Here is a 16,555-nt window from a genome sequence, read left to right as displayed (position 1 = left end):
GAAATTGCAAACTATACTAAGTATTTTTCGAATTCTTCAACCGGCAATGGTTTGAAATAGTAATATCCCTGTACCATCTGACATCCCTGCTTTCTTAAGAATTCAACCTGTTCTGACGTCTCAATTCCTTCTGCTATTATTTTTACCCCAAGTTCCTTTGCCATGTCAATAATATGTTTTAAAATTACACGTTCTCTTTCAACATTTTCTCCGTCTTCAAAGAAATTCTTATCAATTTTAATAACATCTACTGGCAGATTCTTAATAAGATTAAGTGAAGAAAATCCTGCTCCAAAATCGTCTATTGAAAAGATAAATCCTTTTTGTTTTATCACTTTTATCATCTCAAGTATCTCATCAAAATCTTCCATAAATATATTCTCTGTAAGTTCAAGTTCTATAAGTTTAGTTGGAACATTATATCTGTCTATAATCTCCATAAGTTTAGTTACGAATTTATCATCTTTTATATGCACTCTTGATACATTGACACTAACAGGTTTCACATCGATTCCACGATCCATCCATTCTCTAATCTGTCTTATTACTGTCTCATATACATAGAAATCCAGCTTTATTATAAAACCATTCTTTTCGAATAATGGAATAAAACTATTAGGTGGTATCAGTTTTCCATCCTTACCTTTCCACCTTATAAGTGCTTCTGCTCCTGATATCTTCTCATTATCAAGTGATACCTTGCCTTGGTAATATACGACAAACTCTTTATCTTCTAATGCCTGATCCATTATATCTTCTATCTTCTTGATTCTATAATTCTCTTCCTGCATCTCTTTGTCATACCATACAATTCTCTTTATCGCATCACTTTTTATGGTCTTCAATGCCATATTAGCATAGTCAACCATCGCAGATATCTCTGTAGTATCATCAACTATCTCATATACTCCATATAACAGTTTTACTGACATCTTACCTATACGCTGTTGAATTCTCATATTAATAAAATCTTCCATACGTCCTAGTCTATCATTTATTACAGTTTCTTCCGCTTTATTAATAAGTACAACAAACTTATCTTCTGCCACTCTGCATATACTCTCACCTTCTTTTAGCAATTCTGTTACACAGCCTGACATTACTTTTAATATCATATCTCCACACTCATAGCCGTATGTACTATTTATATTCTTAAATTTGCTTATGTTAATATACAATAGCATATATTTGCCAGTAATCTCTTTTCTTCTCTGAGCAATAAGTGATTTAAATCCATGAAAACTTAATAAGCCGGTAAGTTTATCTGTCTGCATTACAATGTCAACGAATTCTGTTACATCTGTAAAGCATACAAGGCTTACATCTGTTGAAGCTATTTTGGTATTATTGCTTGTTGCACGAAACCATGTCTTAGTCTTCTCATTGTAATACTCTATCGTCTTTTTATCTCCTACAAAGTTATCTGTATTAAGTGGACAATACTCACAAGGCTCTTTTCTGTTCTTGAATTTTTCATAACAGATAGTCTTATCCCTTGCTTCTTCACCGATAAGTGAATATAGTCTTTCTGATAGATATACAAGTTCGTATGTTCCCGGTTTTAACATATATGCATACAGATTCTGATTACCTGAGATTGCTTTTAATGTAAGAGTCTCCTTCTCTATCATAAGTTTACTCTTCATATTATTAATTATCATTGCTATAAGGTTACTTGCAACGCTTAATGTATCTCTCTCAAGTACACTCCACTCACGTTCTTTTAACATATCATCGAAAGCTATATATCCTATGTATTTGCCTTCTATTATCATTGCATGCTGAAAATATGATTTTGCACCATTTATGAATGTTTCATATCTTCGTTCTTCATCTGCCTTATTATAAAACTGCCCCTGTGCATTGAATCGTTCTTTATACTCATCGTTATTCTTATATCTATAGCTTTGCATAGCTCCATTATCACTAAAGTTATCTCCGGCTAACCATTCATAGGCTCTTCTGTATGTATCTTTCTCATATATATATACATATATTCTTGACAGGTTATAATATTCTCCTATGAGATATAACACATGTTTCATTGATGCTTCTACGTCAGGAGTATTCGTAAATACATCTACAATCTCGCCAATTACCGGTTCTATATTATCTTTTAATGATGTCTCTAATATCTCTTTTGTCTCTCGGCCTGCTTTATCTGATGATATAATCTCAATCGTATCATCAAATATTGTATATCCATCACGTCCATTATTCTTAGTATTATACAATGCTGCATCAGCTCTTAAGAATAGGTCTTCATAGCTTTCGCCGTCTCTTGGTGCAATAGCAATCCCTATACTTCCGGATATACTATATATACCACTATTTCCTTCATAGCTTTTTCGCATATATTCATTAAGCATCTCTGCTTTTTGCTTCACTTCGCTTGTATCATTAATACCTGGTGTAAATACAACAAATTCATCTCCGCCGATACGTCCAACTATATCATTTTCATTAAATACTTTTCGTATTCTTCCTGATACTTCTCTTATTACAGAATCTCCAAACAGATGCCCTAGTTTATCATTAATATTTTTAAATTTATCTATATCAATTACATAAAGTGTTCCGACTCCACTATGAGTTATTATATTGTATGTTATAAGATTTCCTGTTACTTCTTTGTTATACAAAGCTGTTAATGGATCTTTTTGTGATTTTTCAAGAAGCTTTAATGAGTTTCTCTTTTCGTCATTAATATCATCAAGTTTACCTATTATCTTAAGAGGTTTCCCATCTTCGGCAAATATTGACTTAGCCTCAACTCTTACCCACTGATAATCATTACTGTATAGTATCATACGCATCTCATATAAAAACTTTTTTTCAGCATTTTGTATACACTGATATAAGTTCTCGAACATAAAAAGATCCTCATCAAATACAATCTTTCTCTCAGTCATTGCCTCATAATAGTGTTTAATTACATATCCATCCGGGAATATCCCCATTCCCTTTATTATAGTAACATCTTCACTGCCATTATTTATCTCCCATACAATACTATTAGTAAATTCAGCCAGCATACCAAGACTCTGCTTATCCTGCTCAATCTGTTTCAATGCACTTTCATATTTAGTTATATCTATACAGAATACAAAGACACCATTAACAATGCCGTCTATAATGTTCTGAACAATCTTTACATCATATATTTTATCTTTCAATGATATCTTCTTATCTACAATCATATCACTGTTACCATGTATACCAAGCGCCGACACATATTTGCCAAACATTTCAAATCCTGGTATATCATAGACTTTTTTACCTATATATACTTCATCAAATACTACATCTGCATCACTATTAGCATTATGTGTAATCTTCAATATATTCAGCTCTGTATCTGCATATATCGCACTATAACCTATATTTTCAAAAATGGATAATATTCTTTCCCAGTTATTAACTTGTGCTTTATTTTCACCATTTTCAATACTCATTATTTTACCCCGCTTCCAGATATATAATATGAAATACCTTTTACTTTTTTTCGTAAACACAATACTCTATATTGATAAATCGGAGTAATAAGCTATATTTATTAGTTGTATATATTTTTTTAATAAAAAAATGGCATATACAGGTTCTGATCTAAATATTCTTAAATCATATACCTATATATACCATCTTCTATATTAATGTATCTTTTATTACAAGGTAGGTTTTTGCTATTTAATTAATTCTGCTAAAGCAGGAACTTTCTCTTTGAATTTTTTAAAGCTGTCAAGTTTCCATTCCCAGTTAGGTGAACCAAGTGTTCCAGGAACATTAATTCTTCCTACTGTAGAGAGATTAAGTATATCCTGCATTGGTATTACTGCAAGATTTGCAATGCTGTCAAGAGTATATCTTATAAATCTCCAAGATATATCCTTATCTTCATATCCAAGTTTTGCAAGTGTTTTTCTTGTATTCTTTCTTACACTTTCTTTCTGACTTGCATACCAACCTCTAATTGTATCATTATCATGAGTTCCTGTATAGATTACCATATTCTCACGATCATCAAAATTATTGTTGTTTTCTTTTGGATCGAATGTAAACTGAACTACTTTCATTCCTTTGAACTCATAATGATCTCTAAGTTCAAGAACTTCAGGTCTTAGATCACCAAGATCTTCTACAACAATCTCAGTTCCTTTAAGTTTTGGTAATACAGTATCAAACAGATCATATCCAGGTGCTTCTATCCATTCACCATCTACTGCTGTAGGACAAGTTGATGGAATCTTCCAATATGTATCAAAAGCTCTGAAGTGATCAATTCTTATTATATCAAACATCTTTGCACAATATGAAAGTCTTTTTACCCAAAAGTCATATTTTGTCTTTTTAAGATAGTCCCAATCATATATAGGATTACCCCATCTTTGTCCTGTCGCACTAAAGTAATCAGGTGGTACACCTGCTATAAAAGTAGGTTTTGAATCTGCTCCAAGAAGGAAACATTCCTGATTATCCCATACATCTAATGAGTCAATTCCAACATAGAATGGTATATCACCCATTATCTTTATGTTCTTAGCATTAGCATATTCTTTTAAGCTCATCCACTGGCTGTAGAACTTATATTGAACAAACATCTCATATTCTATATCTTCTTCATAAGCTGATATATCAAACTTTTGATCTTTTATCCATTCTCTTTGTTCTTTTGGCCATTCATTCCAACATATGAGATCGTTTTTCTTCTTAAGTGTAAGAAATACTGCGTATTTATATACCCATTCATTTTCTTTTATAAACTTCTCATAATCGCTGTCTTTTTTGAAATTATTAAAAGCTTCATGAAGATATTTTTCTTTGAATTTTCTTACACCTTCATAATCTATTGTCTTTGCCTTTGGATTGAAGGACTCTGTTTTCTTTAAGAGTCCCTCTTTCTTAAGTTCATCAAGACTTATATATATCTCATCACCTGCATAAGATGAGTAAGGTTGATATGGTGAATTACCATATCCTAACGGATTAAGTGGTAATATCTGCCATATAGTAAAATGTGCCTGCTCTAATAAGTCTATAAATTCATACGCATTACTGCCAAAATCGCCTACTCCATACTTTGAAGGAAGTGAGCCAACAGGCATCAGCATTCCCGCTTTTCGCATAATAGTATCCCTCCTAGTTTAATTTCCAGATATCCTCATTATACTGTCTGATTGTACGATCTGATGAGAAGAATCCTGCCTTGCTGATATTAACAAGTGTCTTTCTTGCCCAGTTTTCTCTGTCTTCGTAATCTTTGAATACCTGCTCTTTTACTTTGATATAATCTTCAATATCAAGAAGTGTCATGAACCAGTCTTTTGTAGTAAGTTCATGGTGAAGTCTTAATAAGTTTACTTTATTACCAGCAAGAAGCATCTCTCTGCTTAATAAGAAATCTACCATTTCCTTAATATTGTCATTTTCTTCATATATCTTAGCTGCATTATAATCAGCTTTTTCATAATGTTCAATTACTTCTTCACTTGATGCACCAAAGATGTAGATATTATCATCACCTACAAGTTCATGAATCTCTACGTTAGCACCATCATCTGTTCCTAATGTAACTGCACCATTTAACATGAATTTCATATTACCTGTTCCTGATGCTTCTTTTGATGCAAGTGATATCTGTTCTGATACATCACAAGCTGGAATTAATCTCTCAGCATATGATACATTGTAGTTCTCTACCATAACAACTTTTAAGTATGGGCTTACTTCTGGATCGTTATTGATAATCTCCTGTAAGCATAAGATTACATGAATGATATCTTTTGCTATTACATAAGCTGGAGCTGCCTTTGCACCAAAGATCATTGTAATTGGTGTTGCTGGCTTAATTCCTTTCTTAATATCAAGATATTTTCTTATAATGTATAATACATTCATCTGCTGACGTTTGTACTCGTGAAGTCTCTTAATCTGAATATCAAAGATTGAGTTCTCATCAATTTCAACGCCTTCTGCTTCTTTGATATAATTCTTAAGGTTAACTTTATTCTGTTTCTTAATTTCAAGAAGATTATTTAATACTTCTTTATCATTAACAAACTGACCTAATTTTTCTAATTCATCAGCATCTTTCTTAAATCCAGCACCAATAAGTGTCTCAATGTATTTTGCAAGTGCTTTATTACAGTGTAATAACCATCTTCTGAAAGTAATACCATTAGTCTTATTGTTGAATTTTTCTGGATAAATATCCATAAATGGTTTTAATTCTACTTTTTCAAGAATCTCTGTATGAAGAGCTGCAACACCATTTACGCTATATCCATAGTGAATATCGATATGAGCCATATGTACTCTATTCTCAGCATCTATAATGTATACTTTTTCATCATCATATTTAGCTCTTACTTTTTCATCTAATACTTTGATGATTGGAATTAACTGTGGTACAACTTTTTCAAGGTAATCCATTGGCCATGTCTCAAGAGCTTCTGCTAAAATTGTATGGTTAGTATATGCACACATCTTAGTTACGATCTCGATTGCTTCGTCTTCATCAATTCCTCTTTCCATAAGTAATCTGATTAATTCAGGAATTACCATTGTTGGATGTGTATCATTAATCTGAACTGTTGCATATTCATATAAGTCATGAAGATTGCTTCCTTTTGCAAGTGCTTCATCAATGATAATCTGTGCACCATTACTTACCATGAAGTACTGCTGATATATTCTTAATAATCTTCCCTTTTCATCGCTGTCATCTGGATATAAGAATAATGTAAGGTTTTCTTTAATGTCATCTTTATCAAAATTAATTCCATCTTCAACAATTGATTCACGAACTGTGTCTACATCGAATAATTTAAGTTTGTTTGATTTATTGTCATAACCTGTAACATCTATTTCATACATTGTTGATTTTACTGAGAGATCTCTGAATTTTACTTCATATGATACATCTGTTTTTCTTAACCAGCTATTCTCTGTAATCCATGGATTAGGTGTCTCTTTCTGAAGATTATCTTCAAATACCTGTTTGAAAAGACCTAAATGATAATTAATACCAACACCATCACCATTAAGTCCAAGTGTTGCTATTGAATCAAGGAAACATGCTGCAAGTCTTCCAAGTCCACCATTACCAAGTGATGGTTCTAATTCTACTTCTTCAATTGCAGCCATTGTCTTACCGTTTTTCTTAAGTTCTTCTTCAACCTGATCATATATTCCAAGATTGATAAGATTATTTGATAAAAGTTTACCAATTAAGAATTCTGCTGATATATAGTATAATTTTTTCTTTCCTTCGTTAGTTCCTTTTTCATCAACTAATTCTTTTGTAAGATTAAGTAATGCTAAGTAGATTTCCTCATTTGAATTTAATTTTGCGATTGATGCAATTTTTTCGTTTAACATTTTAAATACTCCTTTCAATTTAGGCGATTTCCAAACTATTAGTACCTTACTCTGTAAGCTACTCTGTTTATCATAGTAATCACCAGGTACTCTGACCAGGTTCTGATTCTACTTATTACTCTCGTATATCAGAATACCACCTGGCATTAGTGTTTTATTATTATATAATCGTTCAAAAAGAATTCTCTTATCAGTTTCAACTGTTACTTCCTCATGTGAACAATTAATTACTACTCTTATTTCATGACCATATCCGTCAACTTTAATATACTCTATTACCCTTTTATTTGCAATTGTGTTAGGGAAATGGAAGTTTCTTCCATATGTAAGAGGCTCATTATGTCTTAATGATATAAGTTGCTTTATCGTCTGTATGTATTCATCATATTTGCCTTCGTTTATGTCTGTCCATGGCATACATCTTCGACAATCCGGATCATAACTACCTTCCATCGCTATCTCAGTTCCATAGAATATACATGTACTTCCAGGCATTGTAAATAATATTGCAAGTTCCTGATAGAACTCATCTATATTCTTTACGCAATTTCTAAGTCGAATTGTATCATGTGAATCGAGAAGATTAAACAATACATCGTTATTCTGTTGCATATACATTGTATAACATCTGTTAATTGTATATTCAAAATCTTCTTTAGTAAGCGATTCATCAAGCCAGAAATCTTTGATACTTCCAGCTAATGGATAATTCATAACTGCATCGAATTCGTCCCCACGAAGCCAGTTAATTGAATCATGCCATATCTCACCAAGTATATATATATCAGGTTTTACACTTTTTAGTTCTCTTCTTAGTTCCTTACAGAATGTATGTGAAACTTCGTTAGCAACATCAAGTCGTATTCCATCAACATCGTATTCTAAAACCCATTTTTTACAGACTGATATCAAATAATCTCTCACTTTTTGATTATTTGTATTAAGTTTTGGCATCTTTTCATGAAATGCAAATGTATAATATTTTCCTTTTTTTACATCTTCATATCTTTCTGTAACAGGCCACTCATTTATCATAAACCAGTCTGCATATTCTGAATTTTGGCCTTTTTCTACCACATCACGCCATATCTTAAAGTTCTGACCACAATGATTAAAAACTCCATCAAGCATTATTCTTATGCCTCTGCTATGAGCATCTCTTACAAGCTGCTTCATAGTCTCTTCATCACCAAAATATTCATCTATCTTCTCATAATCTGTCGTATCATATTTATGAGTTGATGGTGATTCATTAATTGGTGTAAGATATATTCCATTAATTCCAAGATCTTTAAGATAATCAAGCTTATCAATTATTCCTTTAAGATCTCCTCCATAGAATTCACTATTTTTAACAGGTCCAGTCTGCCATTTGCATACATTTGGAGGATCTATTGAGTGATCCCCATTGTTAAATCTGTCTGGGAATATCTGATACCATACAGTCTTATTAACCCATTCAGGTACTCTATTAATATCTGATGAATTCATCCATGGGAATGTGAAACACTGCATACTTCTTCCTTCTATATGCATCTGTGCTTCGCTTAAAAAACCATCCTCAAAGTAGTACCATTTTTCATCTTTTACTATAAGTTCAAAATAGTATCTGCAACGTTTAAATTCTGGCTTTAATGTCGTTGTCCACCATACCTGGTTCTTAAGCCTCTTCTTGAATATTATCTCTTCTTTGTCACCGCTCCACGCTTCGTTACCTCCAAGTATTCCTGCGCTGAACGGATCTCCATGACATATATAAACTTTTTCTACATCATACCCTGTTTTAATGTTGATTATCAAATCATATTCATTAATAGGGTAACAGTAATTATCTGATGTTCTGTGATATACTGCTCCAAAATTCATATTTTCACTCCTTTACTTAAGAATCACTATTCCGTATGCAGGTACTGTTATCTCTTCGCCTTTAAGAGATGGTTTCTCATCTGCTTTATTGCAGACATATCCTTGTATCTTCGAATAGTCACAGGAATCTTTGCTTACTGTCACCTGCTTTGATTCTCCACTTAAGTTATAAATAACTACTATAGTACTGTCATTATATGTCTTTGTTATAACACATACATTATCATCATATTCACCATCACACGCTGCGACTTCTCCTCTTAGTATCTCTGGATTCTCATTTCTAAGTCTTATTGCTCTTATATAATAATTAAGAATTGAGTCTTTATCCTTAAGCTGTTCATCTACAGGTGCAAATGCACTTTCTGATATTGTCTGTGTCGCTCCTTCTGGTCCATTAGGAATGTTCTCATCATCCTTTGAGAAATACATTGGAAGTCTCTTGTTCTCATCAGCACCACTTCCATTCATTCCAATCTCTTCACCGTAATAGATGTAAGATGAACCACTCATCATCAAGTTAATTCCAGCCATCAGTTTTATAAGCTCTTCATTATTACCTACATAACATGATGAACGATTATTATCATGGTTACTAATGAATGAAGCATCTATATAATCTGGATTATTCTTGCTAAATGTATCCTGTACTTTTAACATTGCATCTCTTAGACGCTCACCTTTTTTAGTATTATCAGGCATCTTGGCTATTGCAGGTATAAGTCCTTCGCCATTACCATAAGCATAATTGAATATACTGTCTATTCCACTCTTGTAATATGCTGCAATTGTCTGAAATGAATCCCATACTTCAGCTACAACATAAGTGTCCTCTTTGACGCTCTTAACATAATTCGTAAACCAGTTAAGCACTTCAATGTTCTTATCTGAAGAACCTGTAAAAAACTCTTTAGCTGCATCAAGTCTGAATCCGTCAACACCCATATCTATGTAATATTTAGCAATACCTTCAATTTCATGTCTAACATCTTCATTATCAAGATTAAGATCCGGCATCTTATCCCAGAACTGTGCTTCATAGTACCAGCCTGTATTACCTACTTCATAATAAACTGCACTGTTTTCAACTGTCTGTGTAAAATTATAATAACCGAAATATTTATTATCTGCCTCACTTGGAATCTCGCCAGGCTTAAGACTCTTCAAATAATCTGTTGCACTGACAAACCATTCATGTTCATCTGATGTATGATTAAACACCATATCTATTACTATATTAATTCCCCTCTTATGGCATTCCTCAATAAGACGTTGAAAATCATCCATTGTACCATATTGCTCATCAATTGTGTAATAATCAACGACATCATATTTATGATATGTTGTTGATTTCATTATTGGCATTAACCATATTCCGGTACATCCAAGGCTTTTATCCGAATCACTGTTTATATAGTCAAGTTTACTAATAAGACCATTAATATCACCGATTCCATCACCATTACTGTCATAATATGAATATAAAAATACTTCATAATAAGTTCTGTAATTGTCATCAATTATATTAAGTTCTCTCTTATCTTCCTGCTTCCCCTGACAACCCTCGAATATCAGCATCATGGACAACAGAATACAAAACATACTTTTTGCATATTTCATTTTCTACACCTACTTTATAATATTTAGCTCTTTATGTCAATATTTTTTCGAAACTTTTCGTTAATTTTCGTTAATTATTTTCGGTAAACAGTTTGAAAAAAGCAGTTTCACATTCATCCCTATGAAACTGCCTTTTCAAAGACTATCTATTGCACTGTATAAACATATCAAAAAGCCAGTTTATATGTTGTCACATTAGCCTTTAACTGCACCTGATAAGCCTTCTGCATAGTATTTCTGTGTGCAGAGGAATAATATCGCAATTGGAATTGAGATACATACCGCACCTGCGCAGAATCTTGTATAGTAATTATAAATGTATTCTTTTTCAAGCATACTCCATAAACCAATAGCAACTGTATAATACTTGTTCTCAGCACCGCAGATAACTTTTGCAAAAATGAAGTCAACCCATGGTGCTATAAAAGCTGTCATAATTGTATATACCAAAATAGGTTTTGATAATGGAAGAGTTATTTTGGTAAATATATTCCACTTTGTTGCTCCATCAATTGCTGCTGCTTCATCAATTGTCTTTGGAATTGTATCAAAAAATCCTTTTGCTACATAGAATCCAAGACCTGAACCACCTGAATATACAAGTACAAGTGCTACAAGCTTTAATGCTCCTTCTGTAAATCCGATAGCTTTAAGAATATAATAAATAGCTATCATTGACATGAATCCAGGGAACATACCAAGGATAAGTGCCACATTCATAAATGGCTTTCTCATCTTGAATCTCATTCTTGACATTACATATGATACTGATAATACATAGAATGTTGAAAGGATACATGAGAATATTGCTACAATAAATGTATTTCCAAACCATCTTGGGAAATCTCTTATAGATCTGTCTGTAAATAATTTTACATAGTTAGCTACTGTAAATCCCTGTGGCCAGAATGTTGTTGTATATGAACCTGGTTCTTCTCTGAATGATATGAGAACAACCCATAATATAGGCATTACCCATACTACTGATAATACTGTTAATAATATGTATAACCATGTTGCTTTAATTGCTTTTAATGTTACTGCAAGTAATGCAACAAGTACAACTAACATAAGCCAAAATCCAACACTTAAATTCTTAACAAGATATTCGTTTTTAACAAGTCCTGTCTTATTAATCATTCTTGCGATTGAACCGAATATTGTAAGTACATCAACTACTGTTGCTGCTCCTAAGATAATGTCACACTGATATGCCCATTTCTTATGGAATGCAAGTGGTAACACAATTGCTAGTATAAGTGTTACAAATGGTATAACATATATTACACCAAGTCCACCATAGCTAGTCATTAATGTACCGGCAAAACTGTCATCTTTACTTAAATATGCCTTTGCTAAATCAAACATTGATAATGTTACTTTTCCACTGTCTGCGTTAACATTAGCAAATGGTAAGAACATACATAAAAGGGCTACAGCTGCAATTACAGGAACAATAAAACGATATTTTGTTCTTCTTTTCATTATTTCATTATTCATTACTGGAATCCCTCCTCGTTCTTATATGCTGAAGTTCTTCTATATGCCACTAATGAGAATACAAGTGACAATATGAATGTAATAATACCGATAACTGCACCATAGCAGTAATCTTTATTATCAATTGTAAGTTTGTATAACCATGTTACAAGAAGGTCTGTCTTACCTGCTGTACCTTTGTAGTAACTAAGTGTTGCAGGTGTTCCTCCTGTAAGAAGGTAAATAACATTAAAGTTATTGATATTACCAATAAAGTTAGTAATAAGTGTTGGTGCTGTTACGAATAACATATATGGAAGTGTTATCTTGAAGAATGTTACAAATGCATTAGCACCATCAACTTTTGCTGATTCATAAAGATCTGCAGGTATATTCTGTAAGATACCTGTTGTAGTTAATATTGTATATGGAATACCTACCCATAAGTTAACTACTATAACTGTTACTCTTGCCCATATTGTACTCTTGAAGAATGGAAGTGTTGTTCCTGAAGCAAGAATACCAAGTTCATGTAAAAGTGTATTAACTGCACCATTGTCCTGAAGCATTGTTCTTACAACAAGTAATGATACGAACTGTGGAACAGCTACTGATAAGATAAAGCAAAATCTCCAAAATGCTTTTCCTTTTACTTTCTTATTATTAATAATAATTGCTACTACCATACCAAAGATATAGTTTAAAAATGTAGCAAATACTGCCCATACTACTGTCCAACCAAGTATTGGCCAGAATGTCTTACCAAATTCACCATGAATATTTAATACCTTACCAAAATTAGCAAGACCTACCCAATCAAACAGATTACCTGGAACCTGATGATCTCTATCGAAATTAGTAAACGCCATACTAATCATAAATACAAGTGGCATTACTGTGAATGTTACGATACCTGCCATTGGCAGTGTTAATAATGTCTTATGTAAATTTTTATCAAACAGTGTAGCGACATCTTCTTTAAATGTCATTATATGTTTGTTATTTTCTTTGCAATATTGAGCTTTATAAGCTGACTTTAATGCAGCTCTCCATAATAAAATGAAAAATACTGTTACAAATACTGTTACAACACCGTATAATAAAATCAATAATGAGTTGTCTCCTGGGACATACTCAAATACTCCCTTTGAGTCATTCCATACTTTTTCCTGTAAATGTGTTCCTAATGATGGAAGTTTTGCAAGTGCATTAATTCCATATGCTGCCATATAATAAATATATGCTATTTCACCTAGCAAAAAAAGTATTCCTTTTCCAATCTGAGCATTCTTAAAGTTGCCAAGTCCCATTACAATAGCTGAAAGTTTTGTAAATACATCACCTTTTGTAAATGCATTCTTAACTGTATACTCTGTAACGAAATCTTTAGCTCTTTTCTTCTTTGCTCCTTCTTTCGCCATGTTAACTCCTCCTTAAACCTGGTAGCTATAAAGGAACACGGCAGTGGATACCACCACCGTGTTTCTTCTATATAATAATGCTATTAAAGAACTTCTAATTAAAGACCTGAACCTGTATTGATTGCATCGCCCATTTCTTTTGTCTTCTGTTCTGAATTATCTTTAGTAACTGTACCGTTCTTAATCTCGTTACCCATTGATTCAGCTGGTTTCCACCAGTTATTCATCTCTTTAACCATTGGCTGTGTCTTTGATGTCTTTGCAACTACCTGTGAGATAGCTGAAGCAATTGGATCTGCTTTTACTTTTTCATTATCTACTAATGACTGATCAATTGGAACTACACCTCTTGCTTCAAAACGATCCATCTGAACGTCTGCGCTTCCAAGGTAAGCTGCTAATGCAACTGCTACATCCATGTTTTCACTGTTAGGGTTAACACCTATTGCTTTACTTCCTGCGAAGAACTTCATATCACCAGTTGTTCCATTATCAAATGTGATTGATGGAAGTGCTGCTGTTGCAAAGTTATCACCAAGAGCGGCTTTGATGTCTTTTGCTTTCCAGTCACCTGAGATGAAAGCACCAAGTTTGCCTTCTTTGAACATTGAGATTGAATCATCACTTGCTTCTGCATGGAACTTAGGATTGCTCATTAAATCTACAAGGTAATCTGTAACGAATGATAATTCACCAACGTTTGTACCAGCTTCGCCATCTGTACCATCTTTTCCGAATAATTCCATTCCACCTGCATAGTAGAATGTCTCAATATGCCAGCTGTTTGTAATCTCACAAGAGAAAGCTGCTGTTCCGTCTGGAAGGTCTTTATCTAACATTGTATTTAATGATTTAACATCATCTTCTGTGAAGATACTCTTATCATAATATAAGAAACATGTATTAGGAGCATAAGGAACACCATAAACTCCATCATTGTATACAACTGAGTTATACATTGACTCACTGTTTGCTTCTTTAACAGCTTCTGCTGTTGAACCACCAAGTTCTGCTACTGCACCCGCTTCAACAAGTTCTGGAATCTGATCATTAGCAAACATGAATACATCTGCTGCTTTTGTTGGGTCATTAAGAATTGTTGACTTAGCATCACCTTCTGAACATACGCCATATGTAAAGTTGATATTCCATTCTGGATGAGCTTCATCAAAATCTTTACACCATTTTTCTAAAAGACCATTTGCCTGATCTTCAGCTGGTGACCATACAAGTAAATCAACATCTTTTGCTGCTGCATCAGAACTGTCTTTCTTGCTGTCTGTTGAATCGCTCTTGCTTTCTGCTGAATTGTCCTTGCTTCCTGTGTCTTTTGAACCACATGCAAGAATGCTTGTTGCAGCCATAGTTGAAACCATAGCTAATGCTAATAATTTTTTCGCCTTTCTCATAAATACATCTACCTCTCTTTTTTTATTGTTTGCACAAAGTGTTTTTCGAAAAAGTTTCGAAAACCTTATATGAACATATTAATCATTTTTCACTACTTTGTCAATAGCTTTCGAAAAAGTTTTTTGACCTTTTTTACATTTTTCATGCAAATGGTTTTATTTTTTTTATGCAAACATTACATATCACTTTACTTCTCTACACAACAATGCTATATTGTACTCAAGTGTTTTTCGTTAAATATTACTATTTTCGAAACTTTACAATCAGTCAAAAGTAGAGTATATTTATTAAGTCACTAGATTTTGAAGGGAGATTATACATGGTTACAATCAAAGACATTTCAAAAAAATTAGGCATTTCCATGAGTACTGTATCAAAAGGGCTGCATGGTGCAAGCGATATAAGCGAAGAGACAAGACAGATGGTTCTTGATGCAGCTGTGTCTATGGGATATGTCATTAAAGATAAAAAAAATGCTGAAAAACACAAGGTATGTATTATGGTCGAAAATATGGATTACGAAAATATCAACCAATTCGGTTATGAACTTATAACAGGTTTTCGTCTTATGGCTACAGAACATCAATATATAGTAGACATAATTCCGGTTGATACTTATTTTCAATCTAAACATTCTTATGATGATATGATGAAGCAAAACGGTTACAGTGGTGCATTTTTCTTAGGATTTGAGCTTGAAGATACTTATATCAAACAGCTTCTTAACACAAGCATACCAACTGTACTATTTGATAATTATGTTTCTAACAAAAATGTTGCATATATAGGTACAGATAACAGAATTGGTATAAAATCACTTGTTGATTATCTCTATCAGAACGGACATAAGAAAATTGCACTTCTTAATGGTTCTGAATATAGTTATGTATCAATTCTTCGTTATGAAGGTTTCAAACAGGCTATGAAATCACTTGGACTTGAACATAATAAGAATCTTATAGGTCATGGTAAATATTTTTCACCTGATGCTGCCAAAGAATACGTTGAACAGTTTGTTAATAATGGCGCAACAGCTATTGTATGTGCCAGTGACTTAATTGCTGCAGGTGCAATCAATGAGCTTCATCGACTTGGACTTCGTGTTCCTGAAGATATTAGTGTCACAGGATTCGATGATATTCCTGTTGCCAAATATCTCGCACCACCACTTACAACAATCAGACAGGAACGTTTTACACTTGGTAAGACTGCTTTCACACTTCTTGATCAACTTATATCAGGTATCCCTGTAAGTACAATGCTCTTACACTCAGAACTTATTGTAAGAGAATCTGTAGCTAAGATTAACTAATAACTTATTTTTTTAACAGATATTAATGTTATTCATTAGTATCTGTTTTTCATGCTTAAAAGGAGGAGTT

At 32.9% G+C, this 16,555-nt stretch carries 9 protein-coding genes; 1 reads left to right on the top strand and 8 read right to left on the bottom strand.

The annotated features are described in order from the left end of the window. Nucleotides 1-11: 11 nt before the first annotated feature. From KQI85_RS00420 to KQI85_RS00385, 8 genes are all read right to left on the bottom strand, one after another. Nucleotides 12-3,455, bottom strand: a complete 3,444-nt coding sequence (locus KQI85_RS00420; RefSeq protein ID WP_216574068.1) for a bifunctional diguanylate cyclase/phosphodiesterase — start codon at nt 3,453-3,455, stop codon at nt 12-14. Between the two features lie 228 nt (nt 3,456-3,683). Further along, on the bottom strand, nt 3,684-5,123 hold the full coding sequence (malQ, locus tag KQI85_RS00415; RefSeq protein WP_216574067.1) for a 4-alpha-glucanotransferase: 1,440 nt from the start codon (nt 5,121-5,123) through the stop codon (nt 3,684-3,686). Nucleotides 5,124-5,136: 13 nt separating this feature from the next. Next, complete coding sequence (locus tag KQI85_RS00410; protein WP_216574066.1) at nt 5,137-7,377, bottom strand: glycogen/starch/alpha-glucan phosphorylase; 2,241 nt, start codon at nt 7,375-7,377, stop codon at nt 5,137-5,139. A 108-nt stretch (nt 7,378-7,485) separates the two neighbouring features. Beyond that, nucleotides 7,486-9,243: a glycoside hydrolase family 13 protein gene (locus tag KQI85_RS00405; RefSeq protein ID WP_216574065.1), complete on the bottom strand. Its 1,758-nt coding sequence runs from the start codon at nt 9,241-9,243 to the stop codon at nt 7,486-7,488. A gap of 12 nt (nt 9,244-9,255) precedes the next feature. Then, a complete protein-coding gene (locus KQI85_RS00400; protein ID WP_216574064.1) occupies nt 9,256-10,863 on the bottom strand; it encodes an alpha-amylase family glycosyl hydrolase in 1,608 nt (535 codons plus the stop codon). A gap of 195 nt (nt 10,864-11,058) precedes the next feature. Beyond that, on the bottom strand, nt 11,059-11,934 hold the full coding sequence (locus tag KQI85_RS00395; protein WP_216574195.1) for a sugar ABC transporter permease: 876 nt from the start codon (nt 11,932-11,934) through the stop codon (nt 11,059-11,061). 428 nt (nt 11,935-12,362) lie between these two features. Continuing rightward, nucleotides 12,363-13,763 (bottom strand): carbohydrate ABC transporter permease, encoded by a 1,401-nt coding sequence (locus tag KQI85_RS00390; protein ID WP_216574063.1) that lies wholly within the window; start codon nt 13,761-13,763, stop codon nt 12,363-12,365. Nucleotides 13,764-13,861: 98 nt separating this feature from the next. Next, a complete protein-coding gene (locus KQI85_RS00385; protein WP_216574062.1) occupies nt 13,862-15,172 on the bottom strand; it encodes an extracellular solute-binding protein in 1,311 nt (436 codons plus the stop codon). Nucleotides 15,173-15,492: 320 nt separating this feature from the next. Between KQI85_RS00385 and KQI85_RS00380 the strand changes: the two genes are divergently transcribed. Beyond that, the gene (locus tag KQI85_RS00380; RefSeq protein WP_216574061.1) at nt 15,493-16,485 is read left to right on the top strand and encodes a LacI family DNA-binding transcriptional regulator; all 993 of its coding nucleotides are present in this window, start codon (nt 15,493-15,495) and stop codon (nt 16,483-16,485) included. Nucleotides 16,486-16,555: the final 70 nt, after the last annotated feature.

The sequence above is a fragment of the Falcatimonas sp. MSJ-15 genome (assembly GCF_018918265.1).
Lineage (GTDB): Bacteria > Bacillota > Clostridia > Lachnospirales > Lachnospiraceae > Falcatimonas.
Note: the sequence above shows the minus strand (reverse complement) of the source record. Positions and strands in the feature narration are given on the sequence as shown.